The sequence below is a fragment of the Kosakonia sp. CCTCC M2018092 genome, from assembly GCF_003864115.1.
In the GTDB taxonomy this organism is placed as follows: Bacteria; Pseudomonadota; Gammaproteobacteria; order Enterobacterales; family Enterobacteriaceae; genus Kosakonia; species Kosakonia cowanii.
The window spans coordinates 1,276,085-1,298,499 of sequence record NZ_CP034225.1; the positions used below are offsets into that span (position 1 = coordinate 1,276,085).

Consider the following 22,415-nt stretch of genomic DNA (forward strand, 5'->3'; position numbering starts at 1 on the left):
GTTCCTTAGGAATACCCGAACAACGGGCGACGAGGACATTAAGTCACACTCTCTTATTAAGATCAATCACGCTTGCCGCAAAAACAGTGTGAATAAAATATCACCACACTTTATATAAGATAAATTAATTATTTACATCTTAAATAAAAAAATGCGAGATCGGTAATAATCAGCCGAATATAACCGCGGCGCGGCGCATTACTTGATCTAAAACAATTGTCGCCCCGCATTGACCTCTTAAATTTCTTATCATTTGCGCACTGCCACGCTGTTTGGGCTTCGTGTAGTCAGGCTGGAAACCTGTCTTAACCACCTCTCTCGCGTTATGCGGGTTTGCTGAGTGATTATGTCATTGATAAGAAGTTACAACAGATACAAAGACAGATGGTGGGCGCTGCCGCTCATTATTACCCCCGTTTTCTATCCGCTCTTTAATCTGGCAAATACGTTCACCATTATTTCAGGTCAGGAGGTGATGCTCTATTACCTGCCGATGGCCCTGTTCACCACTATGATGACATTCTTTGGCTGGGCCGCGCTGCCAGGCGTGATCATCGCCTTAACCTGGCATTATGCCTCTGACGGCCCGCTCATGGTGGTGGAGCGATGCGTGCATATGCTGATTCCGCTGCTGCTAAGCTGGTTCGGCTACCGGCTTTTTGTCGACCGCCGTCATCAAATTGCTTATGGTTCGACGCGGCAGATGACGCAGCGGGTCTTCTGGCAGGTACTCAGCCCCGCCACGCTCTATCTGATCCTGCTTGAGCTGGGGGTCTGGCTGAATCTTCACGTTGCGGCTAATGAGGGCGGGGCGCTCAATGTGCCTACGTTGATTAACTACCAGGCGCTGTTGGTGGGCGCCATCACCGGCGTACCCTTTAGCTATTTATTGATCCGTATTTTGCGCCATCCGCGCTATGCCATTGCCTGGTTTTCACAGCTGCGCGCCGAGTTCGACCGTAAAGTGACGCGTATTGAACTGCTGATCTGGTTAGGCATCATCACCGCGATTTTGCTGCTGCTGCTGCGGCCGTTGAATAATAACAGCTCGATATTCAGCACAAACTATACGCTGTCGCTGCTGCTACCGGTGATGCTGTGGGGCTCAATGCGCTACGGCTTTCGCTTTATGCTCTTTATCTGGACGCCGCTGCTGGTGCTCTCGGTTCACTTTTACTATCACTATCTGCCCAATTCGCCGACCTGGGATGTGCAGCTGGCGATTGCCTCCTCCAGCTATCTGGTTTTCTCCTTTATGATCCTCGCGATGGCGATTATGGCGACCCGTCAGCGGCAGGTGCACGATCGCGCCCGGCGGCTGGCCTATATCGACCCCGTTACGCATATGCCGAACCTACGCGCCCTGAGCCGATCCCTTGCGGATACCCCCTGGTCAGTGCTCTGTTTTTTACGCGTGCCGGAGCTGGAGCTGCTCGGGCGCAACTATGGCGTCTGGCTGCCTATTCAGTACAAACAGCACATGGCAGACTGGCTTAAGCCGCTGCTGACGGTGGAGGAGTGTGTCCATCAGCTCTCTGGCCACGATCTGGTGATTCGCCTGAATACCCAATCACACCAGACGCGCATCGAAGCGCTGGATGCGCGGGTCAAACAGTTTCGTTTCGTTTGGGATGAGATGCCGCTCCAGCCGCAGGTCGGCTTTAGCTACTGTTATGTGCGCTCGCCGGTCAAACATCTCTATATGTTGCTGGGCGAACTGAGCACCATTGCCGATCTTTCGCTGGCAACCCACCACCCGGAAAGCCTGCAAAATCGCGGGGCGGCGAACGTGCAGCGCGGGGTGAAAAGCAAAGTGGAGATGATGAACCGCCTGCAACTGGCACTGGAGCAGGACCATTTTGTATTGATGGCGCAGCGTATCCAGGGCGTACGCGGCGATGACTATCACGAAATCCTGCTGCGGATGCGCGAGGAGAGCGGTGAGATCATCAAGCCCGATCTCTTTTTGCCGGTGGCCCATGAGTTTGGCCTCTCATCGCGCATCGACCTGTGGGTGACAGAGCATGTTCTGCGCTTTATGGCGCAGCACCACGAGGCGCTTCCCGGCCAGCGTTTCGCCATTAACCTCTCACCGTCGTCGCTCTGCCGCACGCACTTCGCCCACGAGGTGCTGCATCTACTTGAGAGGTACGGCGTTGAGCCGTGGCAGCTTATTTTTGAGATCACCGAAAGTAATGCTTTACCGAGCCTGGCGCAGGCGATCAATACCTTATCGCAGCTGCAGCAGATGGGCTGTCGGGTGGCCATTGATGATTTTGGTACCGGCTATGCCAGCTACGCGCGGCTGAAAACCGTGTCGGCAGATATTCTGAAGATTGATGGCAGTTTTATCCGGAATATTGTTGCCAGCAGTCTCGATTACCAGATTGTGGAGTCGATCTGCCATCTGGCGCGGATGAAGAAAATGCAGGTGGTGGCGGAGTATGTGGAGAGCGAAGAGATACGCAGCGCGGCGGTCGCGCTGGGTATCGATTATCTTCAGGGGTATCTGATCGGCAAACCCGCGCCGTTGGAGACGCTGGTCGAAGAGTAGCGGTTGTGGCGGTTTACGCCGCCACGGTCGGGGACTGCTCCTCTTCGATCTTCAGCCGCCAGCCGGTTACCGCTTCCCAGTACTCCTGCTCTTTTTCCAGATCCAGCAGCACCAGCGCATTCTGGCTAAACCAGTCATGGGGGAAGCTCAGCGTCCAGTGGTTATCATCGGTTTTCAGGCGCAGCGTCGGCGGCGTGGTCGTCGCCTGGCGCTGGTTATTCAACAGCACGCCGAGACGCAAGATCTGCACCAGCGGCAAAAACTGTTTCTTTTTAAACAGCGTAAAGCGTGGGATCTCATCAAGCTTGATCGCCTTGCGGTGGTAGCGCACCATCGTCGCCATCATCAGCTGCTGCTCCTGGTTAAAGCCGGGCAGATCGCTATTTTGCAGAATATAGGCCGAGTGGCGGTGCATGCCGCTGTGGTTAATATTGAGCCCCACTTCGTGCAGCATCGCCGCCCATTTCAGCAGCGCCGCCAGCTGCGGGCTGCCGAGCTTCGGGTTCTGCGCCTGCCACTGATCGTAAATCAGCGTGGTGGTATCCAGCACGCGACGCGCCTGATCGCGGTCGATGTTGTACTGGCTCGCCAGGCTCTGCGCGGTGCGGCTGCGAATATCCTGATGGCGGAAACGCCCCTCCATCTCATACAGCACCCCTTCACGCAGCGCGCCGTCGGAGAGCCGCAGTTCGCGGATCGCCAGCGCGTCAAAGACGCCGCAAAGGATCGCCAGACCCGGCACAAACACCACTTTGCGCTCATCGGAGAGGCCAGGCAGGGTAAGATCGCTGAAGCTCTTAAATTTCAGCACTTCCGCGACCACTCTCTCCAGCCGCTCCGGGGTGATAATGCCATCCTTTTCGCCAAGCGCGATCAGCACTTCATGCACCGCTTTAATGGTGCCGGAGGCACCAAGCGCTACATTCCAGCCCTGAATACGGTACTGCCAGGCCAGCGACTCCAGCTTCTGCGTCGCTGCCATGCGCGCGCGGCGGAAGTTTTCACCGTTAATCGTGCTGCCCGCAAAGTAGAGCTGGGCAAAGCTGACGCAGCCCATCCGGCGGCTCTCAACCAGCTGCGGCTGGAAATCTTCACCGATTACCAGCTCCGTCGAGCCACCGCCGATATCCACCACCAGCTTGCGGCCTTTTTCCGGCTGCGTGTGCTCAACGCCCATAAAAATCAGGCGCGCCTCTTCGTTGCCGGGGATGATCTCAATCGGGTAGGGGATCACTTTTTCAGCGCGTTTGAGAAACTCTGTCGCGTTCAGTGCCTGGCGCAGCGTATGCGTGCCGACGATGCAGACGCTGGCCGGATCAAAGCCCTGCAAGCGTTCAGCAAACAGCGACAGGCAGGCAAGCCCGCGCTCCATCGCCTCTTCGCTCAGCATATTATTGCTGTCCAGCCCGTCAGCCAGATGCACGCGCTGCTTAAGGCGACCGATGATCTGCATCGCGCCATCGACCACACGGGCAATCACCATGTGGAAACTGTTGGAACCCAAATCGACCGCGGCGAACTCCTCCGGTCGTGGCATCTTCTCTTGTATCGGCATAGATTATTCGGACTGTTCGATGGATTTGATGTAGTCGTAAATCGCTAGTTGGGCGCGTACTTTACGACGATTCCCGCGCGGCACATAGCGATTACTCAGTTCTTTGTCGATATAACGAGCTTTCACCGTATCACTAAACTGTAGCTCCATAATATCCAGCACCCGCTGTTTCAGGCGCGGATCGAGAAGCGGCGCGGCCACTTCGATACGGTAATCAATATTACGCGTCATCCAGTCAGCGGAGGAGAGCCAGACGCGTTTTTCGCCACCATGTTCGAAAATATAGATGCGATCGTGCTCAAGATAGCGGTCAACGATACTGATAACCCGAATATTGTCGCTGATGCCTTCAAGATTTGGGATCAGCGAACACATACCGCGCACCAGCAAGTTCACCGGCACGCCGGAGCTGGACGCCGCATAGAGCCTGTCCACCAGCCCTTTATCGACCAGGTTATTCAGCTTCAGCGTAATGCCGGACGGCTTGCCGTTCTGCGCGTTGGCGATTTCCGCGTCGATCATGTCATAAAGCAGACGGCGCGAGTTTTGCGGCGATACCAGCAGATAGTCGAACTGCACCGGTCGATAGGGGTTTTCAATAAAGTTAAACACCCGGCGCACTTCGTTAGTAATGCGCGCATCGGCGGTCAGCAACGAGTAGTCGGTGTAGATGCGTGCGGTTTTCTCGTTAAAGTTACCGGTGCCGATATGGGCATAGCGCACGATCTCTTCGCCTTCCATACGCGAGATGAGAAACAGCTTGGCGTGAATTTTTAAGCCCGGCGCGGAGAAGATCACCTGTACGCCCGCTTCCGTTAGCCGTTTGGCCCAGTGAATATTGGCCTCTTCATCAAAACGCGCCTGCAACTCCACCACCACGGTCACTTTTTTGCCGTTGTGCGCGGCGTGGATCATCGAGTCGATGATGCGCGAATCTTTTGCCACGCGGTAGATGTTGATTTTGATCGCCAGCACGTTCGGGTCGAACGACGCCTGGCGCAGCATCTCCAGCACGTGCTCAAAGGTGTGGTAAGGATAGTAGAGCAGCACATCGCGCTCGCGGATGGCGTCAAAACCGTTGCGGAATTTATCAAACCAGACATGGCGCAGGCGCGGCAGCGGTTTATTGACCAGATTGGCTTTGCCGACATTCGGGAAACCAATAAAGTCTTTAAAGTTGTGATAACGCCCGCCGGGAATAATCGAGTCGTAGCGGGAGATGGTCAGCTTCTCGCGCAGCATCTCAACCATCGCATCGGGCATATCGCGCTGGTAAACAAACCGCACCGGCTCGGCGGTCAGGCGCTGTTTCAGGCTTGAGGACATCAGCTCCATCAGGCTCGACTCCATCTCGTGCACCAGGTCATATTCGGCGTCACGGGTCATTTTCATTGAGTAGGCGTTGAGCGAGTCGTAATCGAAGAAGCCTTTAAAGATATCATCCAGGCAGTAGCGCAGAATGTTATCCAGCAAAATCATTGGCTTGCGGCGGCGCGGCGTCTCCGGTGGCAGGTTGACGAAGCGCGGCACTTTGTCTGAGGGAATTTCCAGCAGCGCGTAGCGGATATCTTCCCCGCGAATGATCTCCACCGCCAGATAGGTGTAATCATCCTTCAGGAAGCGCACCAGATTGGTTTCGCGGGTGATAAGCGTCGGCGTGATGTGCTGGCGCAGGTACTGTTTAAAGTAGCTGCGCAGCCAGCTCTGCTGGTTTTGCGAGAGCTGGCGTTCGTTAATCAGGAAGATCTGATTACGCGCCATCTCCAGCAGCAGGTCGTTATAGAGCCCGTCGAACTCCTGGTCGGCTTTTAATACGCGAGACTGAATTTTGCCCAGCAGATGACGTGAGTTGGTCGCCACGCCCTGTTCTTCGCTGATGATCAGCCGCCGCTTAAGCTCGGCGAAACGGACTTTATAGAACTCATCAAGGTTATTGGAATAGATCCCCAAAAAACGCATACGTTCGATAAGGGGGTTACTTTTGTCCGCGGCTTCCTGAAGCACGCGTTCGTTAAAGCACAACCAGCTTAGTTCTTTTTCGAGATATAACTTTTCCTGACCCATTCCTGTTTACACTCCGGTTCTTTCTCGAAGCACGGCCACTCCCTCTCGCACATGCGGTGCTTCGACTTGCAGGTGAACGTTGCTGGCGTTCCTTCGTATAAGACAACTTATTATGGCGAGCTTTGTTAGCAGATGTCCAACTGTGGCAAAAAAGTATGACAGTAATCAGTTTTATTGCTTAAGGTGATGAAAAATAGTGCGGAGTGGTGAGGAAAGGGCGAGTTGCCGGAGAAGATTTTGCCTCTCCGGCACAGAATAGAGCCAGGCTGCGGAAGCCGCAGCCGGTGAAATGCGCAATTATTCGTCCGCTGCATACCCTTCGGGCGGTAAACGCAGACCATCAAGCCAGGCACCGCCCTCTTGCATGGTCAGACGGCCTTCCACAAACCAGCTCACTACCAGTGGATAGATCGCGTGCTCCTGCGCCTGCACGCGGGCAGTAATATCCTCTTCGCTATCACCCGCAAACACCGGCACTTTCGCCTGCAAAATCACCGGACCGCCATCCAGTTCGTCAGTGACAAAATGCACGCTGGTGCCGTGCTCCTCGTCGCCGTTTTCCAGCACCTGGCGGTGGGTATGCAAACCGGGGTATTTCGGTAACAGAGAGGGGTGGATATTGAGCAGGCGACCGGCGTAGTGGGCAACAAACGCCGGGCTGAGGATGCGCATATAACCCGCCAGCACCACAACATCCGGCGCGTAGGCGTCAATCTCCTGCATCAGTTCACGATCGAACGCGTCGCGGTTGGCAAACTGATCTGCGCTCAGCGCATGGGCGGGAATATTCGCTTCCCGCGCACGCTGAAGGCCGAACGCGTCGGCCTTATTACTGAAAACTGCCCGCAGGGTGCCGTTGATTCTTTTCTGTTTGCAGGCGTCGATAATCGCCTGCAAATTACTGCCGTTGCCGGAAATCAGCACCACAATGTTTTTCATTCAATGACCACACGCTCGCTGGAATCAGAAGCTTTGATCATACCGATTTTCCATGCCTTTTCACCTTTGGCATTCATCAGCTCAATCGCTTTATCCACTTCCTGCGCGGGCAGGGCGATCACCATGCCAACGCCGCAGTTAAAGGTGCGGTACATCTCGTGACGGCTGACGTTACCGGCGCTCTGCAACCAGCCAAACACCGCTGGCCACTGCCAGGAGGATTCGTCGATAACGGCCTGGGTGTTATCCGGCAGTACGCGTGGAATGTTCTCCCAGAAACCGCCGCCGGTCAGGTGCGCAACCGCATGAACCTCAACCTTTTCGATCAGCTCCAGCACGGATTTGACGTAAATGCGGGTCGGCTCCAGCAGATGATCGGCCAGTGATTTGCCTTCCAGCTGTGTGGTCAGCGGATCGGTGCCGCTCACTTCGAGGACTTTGCGAACCAGCGAGTAGCCGTTGGAGTGCGGGCCGCTGGAGCCAAGGGCAACCAGCACATCGCCATCGGCGACTTTGCTACCGTCGATAATCTCTGACTTTTCCACTACACCAACGCAGAAACCGGCCACATCATAGTCGTCGCCGTGATACATGCCCGGCATCTCTGCCGTTTCGCCGCCGACCAGCGCGCAGCCGGACTGCAAACACCCTTCAGCGATACCGTTAATCACGCTGGCGGCAGTATCGACATCCAGTTTGCCGGTGGCGTAGTAGTCGAGGAAGAAGAGGGGCTCTGCGCCCTGTACCACCAGATCGTTAACGCACATCGCGACAAGATCGATGCCGATGGTGTCGTGACGTTTCAGATCCATCGCCAGACGCAGCTTGGTGCCTACGCCATCAGTGCCGGAAACCAGAACTGGCTCACGATATTTTTGCGGCAACGCGCACAGCGCGCCGAAGCCGCCCAGCCCGCCCATCACTTCCGGGCGACGGGTCTTCTTCACCACGCCTTTGATTCGGTCTACCAGAGCATTGCCCGCGTCAATATCAACACCGGCATCTTTATAGCTGAGAGAGGTTTTATCGGTCACTGCTTCTGTCCCCACGCGTTTTCTAGCGGTAGCAATAAAAATTCGGCGCAATTCTAACAGCCAAGGCAAACGTTTGCGAGTCCATTGTTGCAGGGCGCGGTCGATTATTGTTTTATACTCTTCTCCAGCCGAATTGATCGCGATCAAGCGGCTGCCTGTAGCGAAACGGGAAAAAAGCGGTATAATCCGGCGATTTTTTTTGTGGTTGCCACCTGTCAGCGGAAGGAGAAGAGTATGAAGGTCGTGGAAGTAAAACACCCACTCGTCAAACACAAGCTGGGCCTGATGCGAGAGAACGACATCAGTACCAAACGCTTTCGTGAACTCGCCTCAGAAGTAGGCAGCCTGCTGACTTATGAAGCTACTGCGGATCTGGAAACCGAGAAGGTGACTATCGAAGGCTGGAACGGCCCGGTAGAGATCGACCAGATCAAGGGTAAGAAAATTACCGTAGTGCCGATCCTGCGCGCCGGTCTGGGGATGATGGAAGGCGTGCTGGAGCACGTGCCAAGCGCGCGCATCAGCGTTGTTGGGATCTACCGCAACGAAGAGACGCTGGAGCCGGTACCTTACTTCCAGAAACTGGTATCGAACATCGACGAGCGTATGGCGCTGGTGGTTGACCCGATGCTGGCGACCGGTGGTTCAATGATCGCCACCATCGATCTGCTGAAAAACGCCGGCTGCACCAGTATTAAGGTGCTGGTGCTGGTGGCCGCGCCGGAAGGCGTCGCGGCGCTGGAGAAAGCGCACCCGGATGTTGAACTCTATACCGCATCTATCGATCAGGGCCTCAACGAGCAGGGGTACATCATCCCGGGGCTCGGCGATGCCGGCGATAAGATTTTTGGTACGAAGTAACTGACAACACAATGAAAGCCGACTTTGATAGTCGGCTTTTTTTTGGGAAACAAACACTGCCCGCCGCACCGGACGGGGAGATTAACAACAACACTCAGAGGAAAACACTATGACGCGCCGTGCTATCGGGGTGAGTGAAAGACCGCCGCTTTTGCAGACGATCCCGCTTAGTTTGCAGCACTTGTTCGCCATGTTTGGCGCAACCGTGCTGGTGCCAATCCTGTTTCATATCAACCCGGCCACCGTGCTGCTGTTTAACGGTGTCGGCACGCTGCTCTATATCTTTATCTGTAAAGGGAAAATCCCCGCTTACCTCGGCTCCAGCTTTGCTTTTATCTCGCCGGTGCTGCTGCTGTTGCCGCTGGGTTATGAAGTGGCGCTGGGCGGCTTCATTATGTGCGGCGTGCTCTTCTGCCTGGTGGCGCTGATTGTCAAAAAAGCGGGCACCGGCTGGCTGGATGTGATGTTCCCGCCTGCGGCAATGGGCGCCATTGTGGCGGTGATCGGCCTCGAGTTAGCGGGCGTGGCGGCGAATATGGCCGGCTTGCTGCCCGCAGACGGGCAGAGCGCCGACAGCAAAACCATCACCATTTCGCTGGTGACGCTGGCGGTGACGGTCTTTGGTTCGGTGCTGTTCCGCGGTTTTCTGGCGATTATCCCGATTCTGATCGGCGTGCTGGCGGGCTATGCGCTCTCTTTCGCCATGGGCGTTGTCGATACCACACCTATCGCCCAGGCGCACTGGTTCGCGCTGCCAACCTTCTACACTCCGCGCTTTGAATGGTTCGCTATCTTCACCATTCTGCCAGCGGCGCTGGTGGTGATTGCCGAGCACGTCGGGCATCTGGTGGTGACGGCCAATATCGTCAAACGCGATCTGATCCGCGATCCGGGCCTGCATCGCTCGATGTTCGCCAACGGCCTGTCGACAATGATCTCTGGTTTCTTCGGTTCGACGCCCAACACCACTTACGGTGAGAATATCGGCGTGATGGCGATCACCCGCGTCTACAGCACCTGGGTAATTGGCGGCGCGGCGATTATCGCCATTCTGCTCTCCTGCGTCGGCAAGCTGGCGGCGGCGATCCAGATCATTCCGGTGCCGGTAATGGGCGGTGTGTCGCTGCTGCTCTATGGGGTGATCGGTGCTTCGGGGATCCGCGTGCTGATTGAGTCGAAAGTGGACTACAGCAAAGCGCAAAACCTGATCCTCACCTCGGTGATCCTGATTATCGGCGTCAGCGGCGCGAAGGTGCATATCGGCGCGGCAGAGCTGAAAGGCATGGCGCTGGCGACCATTGTCGGCGTTGGCCTGAGCCTGATCTTCAAGCTGATTAGCGTGCTGCGTCCGGAAGAGGTGATACTGGATGCGTCAGAAAATGAGCAGGCGAAACCGTAAGTAGCGCACAGAATTGAACCGGGCCTCGCGCCCGGTTCAAACGGCGTCGATTTTTATGATAGACTCACTGCGTTTTTTGTAAGCCCTGTTGAGGTACCTCTGAACACGCCGGCACAGCTCTCCCTGCCATTATTTTTACCCGATGATGAAACCTTTGCGAGTTTCTGGCCGGGTGATAACCCCTCCTTACTGGCGGCGTTACAAAACGTTTTGCGCGAGGCGCACAGCGGTTATATCTATTTCTGGTCACGCGAAGGTGCCGGGCGCAGCCATCTGCTGCACGCCGCCTGCGCCGAACTCTCCCAGCGCGGCGATGCCGTGGGCTATGTGCCGCTCGATAAACGCACCTGGTTTGTCCCGGAAGTGCTGGAAGGGATGGAGCATCTGTCGCTGGTCTGCATCGATAATATCGAATGCATCGCTGGCGATGAGCCGTGGGAGATGGCGATCTTTAACCTCTACAACCGCATTCTGGAGCAGGGCAAAACCCGCCTGCTGATCACCGGTGACAGGCCGCCGCGCCAGCTCAATCTCGGCTTGCCGGATCTGGCTTCGCGTCTCGACTGGGGGCAGATCTACAAGCTGCAGCCGCTCTCCGATGAGGACAAACTGCAGGCGCTTCAGCTGCGCGCGCGCATTCGCGGTTTCGAATTGCCGGAAGATGTCGGACGTTTTCTGCTGAAAAGATTAGATCGCGAGATGCGCACGCTGTTTGACACCCTCGATCAGCTGGATCGCGCCTCGATCACCGCCCAGCGCAAACTCACCATCCCGTTTGTGAAAGATATTCTGCAACTGTAGGGGCTTTTTCTGCCGGATGGCGGCGTACAAGGGCTTGAGGTTTGTTGCGTAGGCCGGATAAGCGTGAGCGCCATCCGGCAATGCACTGTGGCCTCCTCTGCCGGATGGCGGCGTACCGCCTTATCCGGCCTACAGGTGTTTGAGGTCTGTTGCGTAGGCCGGATAAGCGTGAGCGCCATCCGGCAATGCACTGTGGCTTCCTCTGCCGGATGGCGGCGTACCGCCTTATCCGGCCTACAAGGGCTCGTGGCCTACGGCCCGGCAATCACACTTACCCTACGATCTCCATTACGCTTTCCGGCGGTCGGCCGATGCGCGCCTGACCGTTGGCGACGACGATTGGCCGCTCGATCAATTTCGGGTTCTCCACCATCGCCTGCACCAGCGCCGCTTCGGACAATGCGCTATCGCCGAGATTGAGCGATTTATAGAGATCCTCTTTCGTGCGCATCAACTCCCGTGCGCTCGACATACCAAGCCACTGCAACAGCTGTTTGATCGTTGCCGCATCCGGCGGTGTCTCCAGATAGAGCACCACCTCCGGTTCAACACCGTTGGCTTGCAGCAGACTGAGGGTTTCGCGGCTCTTGGAGCAGCGGGGGTTATGGTAGATTTTTACTGCGTCTGACATCTTCTCTCCTGATTACATCTTTTCATACGGGCGGAAGCGCTGCTGCATCTGGCGCAACTGGTCGATCCGCGCGTCATAACGTGCCTGTTGCAGGCTGCCAAGCTTCACCTGGGCGCTGGCGCTGCTCAGCAGCGTGATCGCCTGGTCGAGCCTGCCGATCAGCGCCTGGCCTTCGGCGCGTGCCGCCAGCTCCTGATCGCGGTTGCCGAGCGCCGCTTCCGTTTGCGCCAGCAGATCCCAGCCGTTGATATCGTCTTTATTGGTGAAGGTGTAGCGATTGAGGATCTGCGCCGCCTGTGCCGGCTGGCCGCCCTGTAAGTAAGCGTTCGCCAGGTTGAGTTGCAGCACCGGGTTGTTCTTAAGCCCGCTGGCACCACTCAGGCGTTTAATCGCCTCGCCGCTTTTATTCAGGCCAAGATCGATATCCGTCGCCAGATCGAGATACCAGGCATTGTTCGCATCCGCGCTCAGCAGCGGCTGCAACAGTTTCTGCGCCCCGGCAAAATCTTTCGCCTCCATCGCTTTCAGCGCCCGGCCATACTGCGCGGCGCGCTGCTCGCGCACGTTACCTTTCGCCCAGCTATCAAGCAGATCGTCGGTCAGCTGGTTACGCCCGGAGTTATACATGCCCAGGGTGCGGGCCTTTGCCATATAGAACGATTCAGAAGATTGCACCACCACCGGGCGCATCTGGTTGGCGCGGTTGCGGGCGTCCGACAGGCGGCTCTCCGGCAGGGGATGCGTCAGCAAAATTTCCGGCGGACGGCTGGAGTAGCGTGACTGATCGAGTAGTTTTTCGAGGAAGGTCGGCATCGCTTGCGGGTCAAAACCCGCGCGTTGCAGCACCTGAATGCCGATGCGATCTGCCTCCTGTTCATTCTGCTGCGTAAAGCTGATCATCCCCTGCCGCGTTCCTGCCAGCGTGCCGGTCAGCGCCGCCATCCCCGCCTGCGGGCTGGCCATCGCCAGCAGAATCGACCCCAGCGCACCTGCCCAGGTGAGCGGCGCGCTGCTTTTCTGATCTTCCATCGCACGCGCAAGGTGGCGCTGGGTAACGTGGGAAATTTCGTGCGCCATCACCGAGGCGAGCTGGCTCTCATTATCCGTGTAACGGAAGAGGGCAGAGTGCAGCACCACGTTGCCGCCAAAGAAGGCGAAGGCGTTAATCTCGTCGTTATTGACCAGGTAGAAGTGGAAAGGGGTTTTCACCGAGTAGGCATGCGCGACCAGCCGCATACCGAGGGAATTGATGTACTGCACCAGCAGCGGATCGTTAATCAACGGCGCGCTGCCGCGCAGCTGGCGCACATAGAAGTCGCCCATCTGCATCTCCTGGCCGATGGAGAGCGTGCTGCCAGCCGAGGTGCCCATATCCGGCAGGCTATCTGCCGAGTCTGCAAAAACCGGCGCAGCCTGGCCTGCGGTAAGGGCGGCGATAAGGGTTGCGACCAGCGTTCGTTTCAACTGCCTGAACATAACCTCTTTCCTGTGTTGGAGGTGACACAACGATAACCGGGTTCCATTCGGCTTACCCGCCCTGCGAGTGTAGCCGCGTTAATGGTCATTGAAAATCTTATTCACGGCAATGATATGTTTCCCGCAAAGGGAACGAAAAGCGAAGTCTTTTTTGTGACATTTCGATAAACTTCCCGTTCTGAACGTCCGCCAGTGAGGCGAAATAAGGAACGTTATGCTCGAAATGTTGACGCAGTGGTATCGCCGTCGCTTCAGCGATCCCGAAGCGATTGCCCTGCTGGTTATCCTGCTTGCCGGTTTTACCATTCTTTTCTTCTTTAGCGGCCTGCTCGCGCCGCTGCTTGTTGCACTGGTGATTGCCTATCTGCTGGAGTGGCCAACGGCCCGCCTGCAGCGCATTGGCTGTTCGCGCAGTTGGGCGGCAAGCATCGTGCTGGTGCTGTTCGTCGGCATTCTGCTGGTGATGGCCTTTGTGGTGATGCCGATTGCGTGGCAGCAGGGGATCAACCTGATTCGCGATATGCCCGGCATGTTAAACAAGCTCTCCGGTTTTGCTGCCACCCTGCCGCGCCGTTATCCCGCGCTGATGGATGCGGGCATCATTGATGCGATGGCAGAGAATATGCGCGCGCGCATGCTGTCGATGGGGGACTCGGTGGTGAAATACTCCCTCGCCTCGCTGGTCGGGCTGCTTACCCTTGCGGTCTATCTGGTGCTGGTGCCGCTGATGGTCTTCTTCCTGGTGAAGGATAAAGAGCAGATGCTGAGCGCCGTGCGCCGCGTGCTGCCGCGCAATCGCGGGCTGGCAGGCCAGGTGTGGAAAGAGATGAATCAGCAGATCACCAACTATATTCGCGGCAAAGTGCTGGAGATGGTGGTGGTCGGCGTTGCCACCTGGATTGGCTTCATTCTCTTTGGCCTCAACTACTCGCTGCTGCTGGCAGTGCTGGTGGGCTTCTCGGTGTTGATTCCCTATATCGGCGCGTTTGTGGTGACCATTCCGGTGGTTGGCGTGGCGCTGTTTCAGTTCGGGCTGGGCACCGAGTTCTGGAGCTGCTTTGCGGTCTATCTGATTATCCAGGGGCTGGATGGCAACCTGCTGGTGCCGGTGCTCTTTTCGGAAGCGGTCAACCTGCACCCGCTGGTGATTATCCTGTCGGTGGTGATTTTCGGCGGCCTGTGGGGTTTCTGGGGCGTCTTCTTCGCCATTCCGCTGGCAACGTTGATCAAAGCAGTCATCCACGCGTGGCCGGATTCGCTGGCCAGCGAAGATGAAGTGATAAGCGGATAACGCGACAGAGAGAGCAGGAGAGGAGGGCGACCCTGACGGGTTGCCCGCAGCAGAAGAGGGGACGTTCAGGCGTTCTCTTTTAACCAGTTCACGACGATATCGTGGTGATTGCTGGTTTTGAAATCATCAAACACATGTTCGATGGTGCCAGCGGCATCAATCAGAAAACTGATGCGGTGAATGCCGTCGTAGGTTTTACCCATAAAGGTCTTCTCACCCCAGACGCCAAACTGCTGGCACACTTCATGGCTTTCATCGGACAGCAGGGTAAAGTTGAGCAGCTCTTTCTCGGCGAAGCGGGAGAGTTTTTCCGGTTTATCAGTGCTGATACCGAGAACTTCCACGCCTGCTTTTTTTAGCTCATCCATGTTATCGCGCAGGCCGCAGGCCTGGACGGTACAACCCGGTGTCATGGCTTTCGGGTAGAAATAGACCAGAACACGCTGTCCCTGGAAGTCGGCTAAATTTACTTGTTCACCGTCCTGATCGGGCAAGCTAAATTTCGGTGCGGTATCACCGGCTTTCAGTGGATTCATTGCTTCACTCCATCCTGTTCATCATGCTGAGAATAGTTGACGACGTTTATACTGCCTTGCGCTTTCAATTCTGTACAGAGCGCCCGAAACGCCTGCTCAATATTTGATGCATCCCGCGAGGCGGGGCTGTGGGCGGTAATCTGAATAAAGAGTTGCGGAACACCATCGACGCTGGCGGGCTGGGTGCGGGAGACCAGCTCGGCAATGTTCATCTCGTGAGCGTCGAATAACGCCGTAAAGCGTTCAATTAAATGGGGAGAATCCGGTACGTCAACCTGCACCCACACGGTAGCGGGCATATCAGGACGCGGGCGAGCCTCGGTGCGCTTCATCACAATCAACAGATCCAGTTCGGCGCCTTTCAGCGGCAGGGTCGATTCGATAAGGGTGATGGCGTTCCACGACCCTGAAAGCAGCATGATAAAAGTGAACTCTTCTCCCAGCATCGCCAGCCGACTGTCTTCGATATTACAGCCGCAGCTGCTGACGTGACGTGTGATCGTATTCACAATGCCAGGCCGGTCGGCCCCCAGCGCAGTGATAACCAAAAAGTGTTGTGATGAGGTTGTCAAACCTGAGCTTCCTGTCAAACATGAGGTAATCATAAGGAAAGCATAAAAAAAACCGGCATACAACCGCCACAGACCGTCAGGTCTCTTGCTTTTCTTACAGCACCGCACGTACCATTGAGGCTCTTGTTTGCACAGAGGATGGCCCATGTTCACGGGAAGTATTGTTGCGCTTATTACGCCGATGGATTCGCAAGGTAAAGTCTGCCGGTCAAGCCTGAAGAAACTGATTGATTATCATGTCGCCAGTGGAACCTCGGCGATTGTTTCGGTAGGGACTACCGGCGAATCCGCAACCCTTAGCCACGACGAGCATGCCGATGTGGTGGAACTGACGGTTGAGCTGGCTGACGGGCGCATTCCTGTTATTGCCGGTACGGGCGCAAACGCCACCGCCGAAGCCATCAGCCTGACGCAGCGTTTCAATAACAGCGGCATCGTTGGCTGCCTCACCGTTACCCCTTATTACAACCGTCCGACACAGGAAGGTCTGTTCCAGCACTTCAAAGCCATCGCCGAACATACTGACCTGCCGCAGATTCTGTATAATGTGCCGTCGCGCACCGGCTGCGATATGCTGCCGGAAACCGTGGGCCGTCTGGCGGAAGTCAAAAATATTATCGGTATTAAAGAAGCGACCGGGAACTTAAGTCGCGTTCACCAGATCAAAGAGCTGGTTTCAGACGACTTTATCCTGCTGAGCGGCGATGACGCCACTGCGATGGACTTCATGCAGCTCGGCGGTCACGGTGTAATTTCCGTCACCACTAACGTGGCGGCGCGCGAAATGGCCGAGATGTGCAAACTGGCCGCTGAAGGGCAGTTTGCCGATGCCCGCGCGATTAACCAGCGTCTGATGCCGTTACACAACAAACTATTTGTCGAACCCAATCCGATCCCGGTCAAATGGGCATGTAAGGAGTTGGGACTTGTGGCAACCGATACGCTGCGTTTGCCGATGACACCGATTACCGACCACGGTCGTGAGGTGGTTCGTGCGGCGCTTAAGCATGCCGGTCTGCTGTAAAGTTTAGGGAGATTTGATGGCTTACTCAGTACAGAAGTCGCGCCTGGCGAAGGTAGCGAGTGTTTCACTTGTGATGTTGCTCGCCGCCTGCAATTCCGATTCACGTTACAAGCGTCAGGTCAGCGGCGACGAATCCTATCTGGATGCTACGCCGCTTGCTGAGCTTCATGCGCCCGCCGGGCTGATCCTGCCGGTGCAGACTGGGGACTACAATGTCCCTTCCGCCAGCGGCAGCGGTGCCGTCGGCAAAGCGCTGGATATTCGCCCGCCGGCACAGCCGCTGGCGCTGGTGACTGGTGCGCGTACCCAGTTCAACGGCGATACCGCCACGCTGATGGTAGAAAATGGTCGCGGCAATACGCTGTGGCCGCAGGTTGTCAGCCTGATTCAGGCGAAAAACTTCACTATCGCAAAACGTGACGATGCCGCGCAGACCCTGACTACCGACTGGGTCGAGTGGAACCGCCAGGATGAAGATCAGCAGTATCGCGGTCGCTATCAAATCGCGGTGAAACCGCAGGGTTATCAGCAGGCGGTGGTCGTCAAGCTGGTGAACCTGGAGCAGGCGGGTAAACCTGTTGGTGATACTGCATCGCTGCAGCGCTACAGCACTGAAATGCTGAACGTTATCTCCGCTGGCCTCGATAAAACTGCCACCGATGCGCAGAACGCGGCTGAGAAGCGCAGCGTGACCACGCTCGACGTGCAGAGCGGCGCGGATGATACCGGTCTGCCGATGCTGGTGGTGCGCGGTCCGTTCAATATCGTCTGGCAGCGTCTGCCGAACGTGCTGGAAAAAGTGGGCATGAAAGTGACCGACAGCACCCGTTCTACCGGCAGCATGGCCGTGACCTACAAGCCGCTTTCAGACAGCAGCTGGCAGGCACTGGGCGCGCGCGATCCGGGTCTCAGCTCCGGCGACTATAAACTGCAGGTCGGCGATCTTGATAACCGCAGCAGCCTCCAGTTTATCGATCCGAAGGGCCACACCCTGACGCAATCCCAGAACGACGCGTTAGTCGCTGCCTTCCAGGCCGCGTTTAACCAGTAAGATCCAGGGCCGGAATACCTCCGGCCTTTTTTTATCAGCGTGACGCAAACGTGTGCGTCGGCGTAAGATAGTGCAATTAGCCTTGTAATCACACCTGGAGTAATAAAATGCAAAAGCAAGCTGAGTTGTATCGCGGCAAAGCGAAAACCGTCTACAGTACCGAAAACCCGGACCTGTTGGTGCTCGAATTCCGTAACGATACGTCAGCAGGGGATGGCGCGCGCATTGAACAGTTTGATCGTAAAGGGATGGTGAACAACAAGTTTAACCATTTCATTATGACCAAACTTGCCGAAGCCGGCATCCCGACCCAGATGGAAGCACTGCTCTCGGATACTGAATGTCTGGTGAAAAAGCTGGATATGGTGCCGGTCGAGTGCGTGATCCGCAACCGCGCCGCGGGCTCGCTGGTGAAACGTCTGGGCATTGAAGAAGGCATTGAGCTTAATCCGCCGCTGTTTGATCTGTTTTTGAAAAACGACGCCATGCACGATCCGATGGTCAACGAATCCTACTGCGAAACCTTCAACTGGGTGAATAAAGAGAACCTGGCGCGCATGAAGGAGCTCTCCTACAAAGCCAACGACGTGCTGAGTAAGCTGTTTGATGACGCAGGCCTGATCCTCGTCGACTTCAAACTGGAGTTCGGCCTGTTCAAGGGCGAAGTGGTGCTGGGCGATGAGTTCTCCCCGGACGGCAGCCGCCTGTGGGACAAAGAGACGCTGGATAAAATGGACAAAGACCGCTTCCGCCAGAGCCTCGGCGGGCTGATCGAAGCCTATGAAGCCGTCGCGCACCGCCTGGGCGTGAAACTGGACTGATCCCCTAAATTAACGTCTCAGCCAGAGGGTGTCCGCATCCTCTGGTTTTTTTACGTCTTTTTCCCAGTGGTAATCCTTCCCTAACCGCCTACGATCATATATACACAGAGTCCATTATTGGCATAGGGAGGCAGTATGCGCTGGCAAGGGCGACGAGAGAGTGACAACGTAGAAGACCGACGGAGCCAGTCGGGCGGCCCCTCAATGGGCGGCGGGGGTTTCCGCCTGCCGCGGGGCAAAGGCGGGTTAGTCCTGCTGGTGATTGTGGTGGTGGCAAGTTACTACGGCGTGGATTTAACCGGCATGTTGACCGGGCAACCCGTCAGCGCGCCGTCGTCACAGCAGGCGGCGGTTAATCCGAAAGAGGATGAGGCCGCGCACTTCTCCAGCGTGATTTTCGCCTCCACCGAAGATACCTGGAGCCAGCTGTTCCAGAAAATGGGGCGTCAATACCAGCAGCCAAAGCTGGTGCTCTACCGTAATCAGTTCAATACCGGCTGCGGCATGGGCCAGTCAATCATGGGGCCGTTCTACTGCCCGGCAGACAGCAAGGTCTATATCGATCTCTCCTTCTACGATGAGATGAAAAACAAACTTGGCGCGGGCGGCGATTTCGCTCAGGGCTATGTGATTGCCCATGAAGTGGGGCACCACGTGCAAAAACTGCTCGGCACCGAGGCGAAAGTGCGCCAGTTGCAGCAGAACGCCAGCGAGAAAGAGGTCAATGCGCTCTCAGTTCGCATGGAGTTGCAGGCCGACTGTTATGCCGGTGTCTGGGGCCACAGCATGCAACAACAGGGCGTGCTGGAAGAGGGCGATCTCGCAGAGGCGCTGAACGCGGCACAGGCAATTGGCGATGACCGTTTACAGCAGCGCAGCCAGGGGCGCGTGATCCCGGACAGTTTTACGCACGGTACCTCGGCGCAGCGCTACAGCTGGTTCAAACGCGGCATGGATAGCGGCGATCCGGCGCAGTGCGACACCTTTAGCGGGCGTCTGTAAGCCCTCACTATGCAATCGCTGGTTACACTAAGCGCGCAGATGGCGCGGGAAGGGATCCGCCGTCTGCTGGTGCTTTCCGGTAGCGCGGCGTGGTGTGCCGATCGGGCAGGAAAACTGCGCGACGTGCTCCCCGGCGACTGGCTGTGGGTGAGCGACGAGCCGCCGCACTGCTCGCCACGCGCGCTCACCACGCTGCTCGGGCGCGAGTTTAGCCATGCGGTGTTTGATGCGCGTGACGGCTTCGATGTTGCCGCTTTTGCCGCCCTCAGCGGCACGCTAAAAGCGGGAAGCTGGCTGCTGCTGCTGGTTCCGCCGCTCGATCGCTGGGCGCAGCAGCCGGACGCCGACAGCCGCCGCTGGAGCGACACCGCCGATCCTATTCCCACGCCGGTTTTTGTTGACCACTTTAGCCGCACCCTTTTTCACGACGGGCAGACGCTGCTCTGGCGTGAAGGGGGCGAGCAACCCATTCCTGATTTCCCACCCCGCGCTGGCTGGCATCCCGCCAGCGGTGCGCCGCAGCGCGAGCAGGCGGCGATCCTGGCCGAACTGGCTGAGATGCCGCCTGGCGTGATGGTAGTAACCGCGCCGCGCGGACGCGGTAAGTCCGCGCTCGCCGGAATGCATATCGCAACCTTAACTTCACCCGCTGTAGTAACTGCGCCGACGCGCGCCGCCACCGATGTGCTTGCGCACTACGCGGGCGAAAAGTTTGATTTTATCGCCCCCGATGCACTGGCCGAGCGGATAAACCAGCAGGGGAGCCAGCCTGGCTGGTTGATTGTCGATGAAGCTGCGGCAATCCCTGGCCCATTACTACATACCCTGACCGCCGCCTTTAGCCATGTATTGTTAACCACTACCGTGCAGGGTTACGAAGGCACCGGGCAGGGCTTTTTACTCAAGTTTTGCGCAGGTTTCCCCCATTTGCGCCACCGGGCGCTGACCACGCCTCTGCGCTGGGCGGCGGGTTGCCCGCTTGAGCGCGCGGTGGCCGACCTGCTGCTGCTTGATGACGATGTTGCGACGGATAAACCCACCGGCGCGCTCACCGTTGCGCCGCTGCCCGCCAGCGCCTGGCAGAGTCATCCTGAGCAGCCTGCGGCACTTTATCGCCTGCTGGCGAGCGCCCACTATCGCACCTCGCCGCTCGATCTGCGGCGCATGATGGATGCGCCAGGCCAGCACTTCTGGCTGGCGAAAAAAGCGCAGAATATCGTCGGCGCGCTCTGGCTGGTGGAGGAGGGCGGTTTATCGCCTGAATTAAGCCAGGCGATATGGGCCGGTTTTCGCCGTCCGCGCGGCAACCTGGTGGCGCAATCTCTCGCTGCGCACGGCGGCAGCCCGCTGGCCGCGACGCTGCGCGGGCGGCGCATCAGCCGCATTGCCGTGCATCCTCACTGCCAGCGGGAAGGCATTGGCCGCGTGCTGGTGGCGCAGGCGCGTGACAGCAACTGCGACTATCTGTCGGTCAGCTTTGGCTTTACCCAGGCGTTGTGGCACTTCTGGCAGCGCTGCGGCTTTATGCTGGTGCGCCTTGGCAGCCAGCGAGAGGCGAGCAGCGGCTGCTTTACCGCCATGGCGCTGTTGCCGTTAAGCGAGGCCGGGCAGGTGCTGGCGGAGCATGAACAGCAGCGTCTGGCGCGCGATCTCCCGTGGCTCTCTCACTGGCAGGGGGAAAAGTTAGCCCTGCCTCCGGCCCTGGGGTCTACCCTTAATGATGAGGACTGGCTGGAGCTGGCCGGGTTTGCTTTTGCCCATCGTCCGCTCTCGGCCGCCACTGGCGCACTTTCACGCCTGCTTGCCGCAAGCGAGTTACCGCTCCCGGCGCTGCGTGGACAGCTTGTCCACTTTGAGCGCGAGGCGCAGCTCTGCGCGCGTTTAGGCTTACCGGGGCGCAAAGCGCTACTGGCGCAGCAGCGCACCGAAGTCGGTCTGGCGCTGCGGGCAGGTGATGAAGTGCGTACAGACACCCTGAAAAAGCAGGTGCAGGCCAAACAGTTTTTTTAACGATCTCCATCAGTTAAATGGCATTGTCACTCTTTTTGTCCGGCGTAGACTGCACCTGACACGTTAAGGAGATCCTGATGAAAGATGCCCATTTTGTTGTGCAACGCCCGACAAGCCCTGCGAAGCAACTGCTGTTGCTGTTCCACGGCGTCGGCGATAACCCGGTTTCAATGGGCGAGATTGGCCGCTGGTTCGCGCCAGCCTTTCCCGACGCGCTGATTGTCAGCATCGGCGGCGTTGAGGCGAGCGGTGTTGCTCCCGGTCGCCAGTGGTTCTCCGTCGGCAATATCAGTGAAGAGAACCGCCAGCAGCGGGTCGATGCGGTGATGCCGCAGTTTATTGAAGTGGTGCGCTACTGGCAGCAGCAGAGCGGTATTAGCCCGCTTGCCACGGCGCTGATTGGCTTTTCGCAGGGGGCGATTATGGCGCTGGAGGGGATTAAGGCGCAGCCGGATCTCGCCTCGCGCGTCATTGCCTTTAACGGTCGTTACGCCAGCCTGCCGCAGCGGGTTGCCACCACCAATACCATTCATCTGATCCACGGCGGCGACGATCCGGTGATCGATCTGGCCTGGGCGGTGAAAGCGGAAGAGGCGGTTGCGGCATTAGGCGGCGATATCACGCTCGATATCGTTGAGGATCTGGGACACGCGATTGACGATCGCAGCATGGCGCTGGCACTGCATCATCTGCAATACACCGTGCCGAAGCACTACTTTGATGAGGCGTTAAGCGGCGGCAAGCCGAACGATGATGACATCATTGAGCTGCTATAAAAGATTCACCCCCAGACG

At 57.3% G+C, this 22,415-nt stretch carries 19 protein-coding genes; 11 read left to right on the top strand and 8 right to left on the bottom strand.

Annotation, left to right across the window (positions count from 1 at the left end; all coding sequences use genetic code 11):
* The first annotated feature begins 346 nt into the window (after positions 1 to 346).
* A complete protein-coding gene (locus EH164_RS06015; protein ID WP_124967621.1) occupies positions 347 to 2,554 on the top strand; it encodes an EAL domain-containing protein in 2,208 nt (735 codons plus the stop codon).
* A 13-nt stretch (positions 2,555 to 2,567) separates the two neighbouring features.
* Here the strand turns inward: EH164_RS06015 and ppx are convergent, their stop codons facing one another.
* The 4 genes from ppx to purM form a co-directional block, all read right to left on the bottom strand.
* Complete coding sequence (gene ppx, locus EH164_RS06020; RefSeq protein ID WP_023481169.1) at positions 2,568 to 4,109, bottom strand: exopolyphosphatase; 1,542 nt, start codon at positions 4,107 to 4,109, stop codon at positions 2,568 to 2,570.
* Between the two features lie 3 nt (positions 4,110 to 4,112).
* The gene (gene ppk1 / locus EH164_RS06025; protein WP_023481222.1) at positions 4,113 to 6,173 is read right to left on the bottom strand and encodes a polyphosphate kinase 1; all 2,061 of its coding nucleotides are present in this window, start codon (positions 6,171 to 6,173) and stop codon (positions 4,113 to 4,115) included.
* A gap of 297 nt (positions 6,174 to 6,470) precedes the next feature.
* Complete coding sequence (gene purN / locus EH164_RS06030) at positions 6,471 to 7,112, bottom strand: phosphoribosylglycinamide formyltransferase (protein ID WP_042713692.1); 642 nt, start codon at positions 7,110 to 7,112, stop codon at positions 6,471 to 6,473.
* Complete coding sequence (purM, locus tag EH164_RS06035) at positions 7,109 to 8,146, bottom strand: phosphoribosylformylglycinamidine cyclo-ligase (RefSeq protein WP_023481240.1); 1,038 nt, start codon at positions 8,144 to 8,146, stop codon at positions 7,109 to 7,111. The genes purN and purM overlap by 4 nt, the downstream gene beginning before the upstream one ends.
* Before the next feature lie 234 nt (positions 8,147 to 8,380).
* On the opposite strand from purM, the gene upp reads away from it, so the two are divergent.
* The 3 genes from upp (at position 8,381) to EH164_RS06050 (ending at position 11,207) form a co-directional block, all read left to right on the top strand.
* Positions 8,381 to 9,007 (top strand): uracil phosphoribosyltransferase, encoded by a 627-nt coding sequence (gene upp / locus EH164_RS06040; RefSeq protein ID WP_124967622.1) that lies wholly within the window; start codon positions 8,381 to 8,383, stop codon positions 9,005 to 9,007.
* A gap of 109 nt (positions 9,008 to 9,116) precedes the next feature.
* Complete coding sequence (gene uraA, locus EH164_RS06045; protein ID WP_124967623.1) at positions 9,117 to 10,406, top strand: uracil permease; 1,290 nt, start codon at positions 9,117 to 9,119, stop codon at positions 10,404 to 10,406.
* 99 nt (positions 10,407 to 10,505) lie between these two features.
* Positions 10,506 to 11,207, top strand: a complete 702-nt coding sequence (locus EH164_RS06050; RefSeq protein ID WP_034813832.1) for a DnaA inactivator Hda — start codon at positions 10,506 to 10,508, stop codon at positions 11,205 to 11,207.
* A 271-nt stretch (positions 11,208 to 11,478) separates the two neighbouring features.
* Here the strand turns inward: EH164_RS06050 and arsC are convergent, their stop codons facing one another.
* Both arsC and bepA read right to left on the bottom strand, forming a co-directional pair.
* On the bottom strand, positions 11,479 to 11,838 hold the full coding sequence (gene arsC / locus EH164_RS06055; protein WP_124967624.1) for an arsenate reductase (glutaredoxin): 360 nt from the start codon (positions 11,836 to 11,838) through the stop codon (positions 11,479 to 11,481).
* A gap of 12 nt (positions 11,839 to 11,850) precedes the next feature.
* Positions 11,851 to 13,314, bottom strand: a complete 1,464-nt coding sequence (gene bepA / locus EH164_RS06060) for a beta-barrel assembly-enhancing protease (protein ID WP_124967625.1) — start codon at positions 13,312 to 13,314, stop codon at positions 11,851 to 11,853.
* A gap of 214 nt (positions 13,315 to 13,528) precedes the next feature.
* On the opposite strand from bepA, the gene EH164_RS06065 reads away from it, so the two are divergent.
* Positions 13,529 to 14,605 carry an AI-2E family transporter gene (locus EH164_RS06065; RefSeq protein WP_124967626.1) on the top strand — a complete coding sequence of 359 codons (1,077 nt, stop codon included), beginning with the start codon at positions 13,529 to 13,531 and terminating at the stop codon, positions 14,603 to 14,605.
* Positions 14,606 to 14,670: 65 nt separating this feature from the next.
* Here the strand turns inward: EH164_RS06065 and bcp are convergent, their stop codons facing one another.
* Both bcp and EH164_RS06075 read right to left on the bottom strand, forming a co-directional pair.
* Entirely contained in the window at positions 14,671 to 15,141 is a 471-nt protein-coding gene (gene bcp / locus EH164_RS06070) for a thioredoxin-dependent thiol peroxidase (RefSeq protein WP_124967627.1), read from the bottom strand.
* Positions 15,138 to 15,713: a glycine cleavage system transcriptional repressor gene (locus EH164_RS06075; protein WP_206430693.1), complete on the bottom strand. Its 576-nt coding sequence runs from the start codon at positions 15,711 to 15,713 to the stop codon at positions 15,138 to 15,140. The genes bcp and EH164_RS06075 overlap by 4 nt, the downstream gene beginning before the upstream one ends.
* Positions 15,714 to 15,858: 145 nt before the next feature.
* Here EH164_RS06075 and dapA point away from each other — a divergent pair, with 145 nt between their 5' ends.
* From dapA to ypfH, 6 genes are all read left to right on the top strand, one after another.
* Entirely contained in the window at positions 15,859 to 16,737 is an 879-nt protein-coding gene (gene dapA / locus EH164_RS06080; protein ID WP_023481177.1) for a 4-hydroxy-tetrahydrodipicolinate synthase, read from the top strand.
* Positions 16,738 to 16,753: 16 nt separating this feature from the next.
* Positions 16,754 to 17,788 (top strand): outer membrane protein assembly factor BamC, encoded by a 1,035-nt coding sequence (gene bamC / locus EH164_RS06085; RefSeq protein WP_124967629.1) that lies wholly within the window; start codon positions 16,754 to 16,756, stop codon positions 17,786 to 17,788.
* 107 nt (positions 17,789 to 17,895) lie between these two features.
* A complete protein-coding gene (purC, locus tag EH164_RS06090; RefSeq protein ID WP_124967630.1) occupies positions 17,896 to 18,609 on the top strand; it encodes a phosphoribosylaminoimidazolesuccinocarboxamide synthase in 714 nt (237 codons plus the stop codon).
* A gap of 135 nt (positions 18,610 to 18,744) precedes the next feature.
* The gene (locus EH164_RS06095; protein WP_124967631.1) at positions 18,745 to 19,611 is read left to right on the top strand and encodes a neutral zinc metallopeptidase; all 867 of its coding nucleotides are present in this window, start codon (positions 18,745 to 18,747) and stop codon (positions 19,609 to 19,611) included.
* A 9-nt stretch (positions 19,612 to 19,620) separates the two neighbouring features.
* A complete protein-coding gene (locus tag EH164_RS06100; protein WP_124967632.1) occupies positions 19,621 to 21,621 on the top strand; it encodes a tRNA(Met) cytidine acetyltransferase TmcA in 2,001 nt (666 codons plus the stop codon).
* A 77-nt stretch (positions 21,622 to 21,698) separates the two neighbouring features.
* Entirely contained in the window at positions 21,699 to 22,397 is a 699-nt protein-coding gene (gene ypfH, locus EH164_RS06105) for an esterase (protein ID WP_124967633.1), read from the top strand.
* Positions 22,398 to 22,415: the final 18 nt, after the last annotated feature.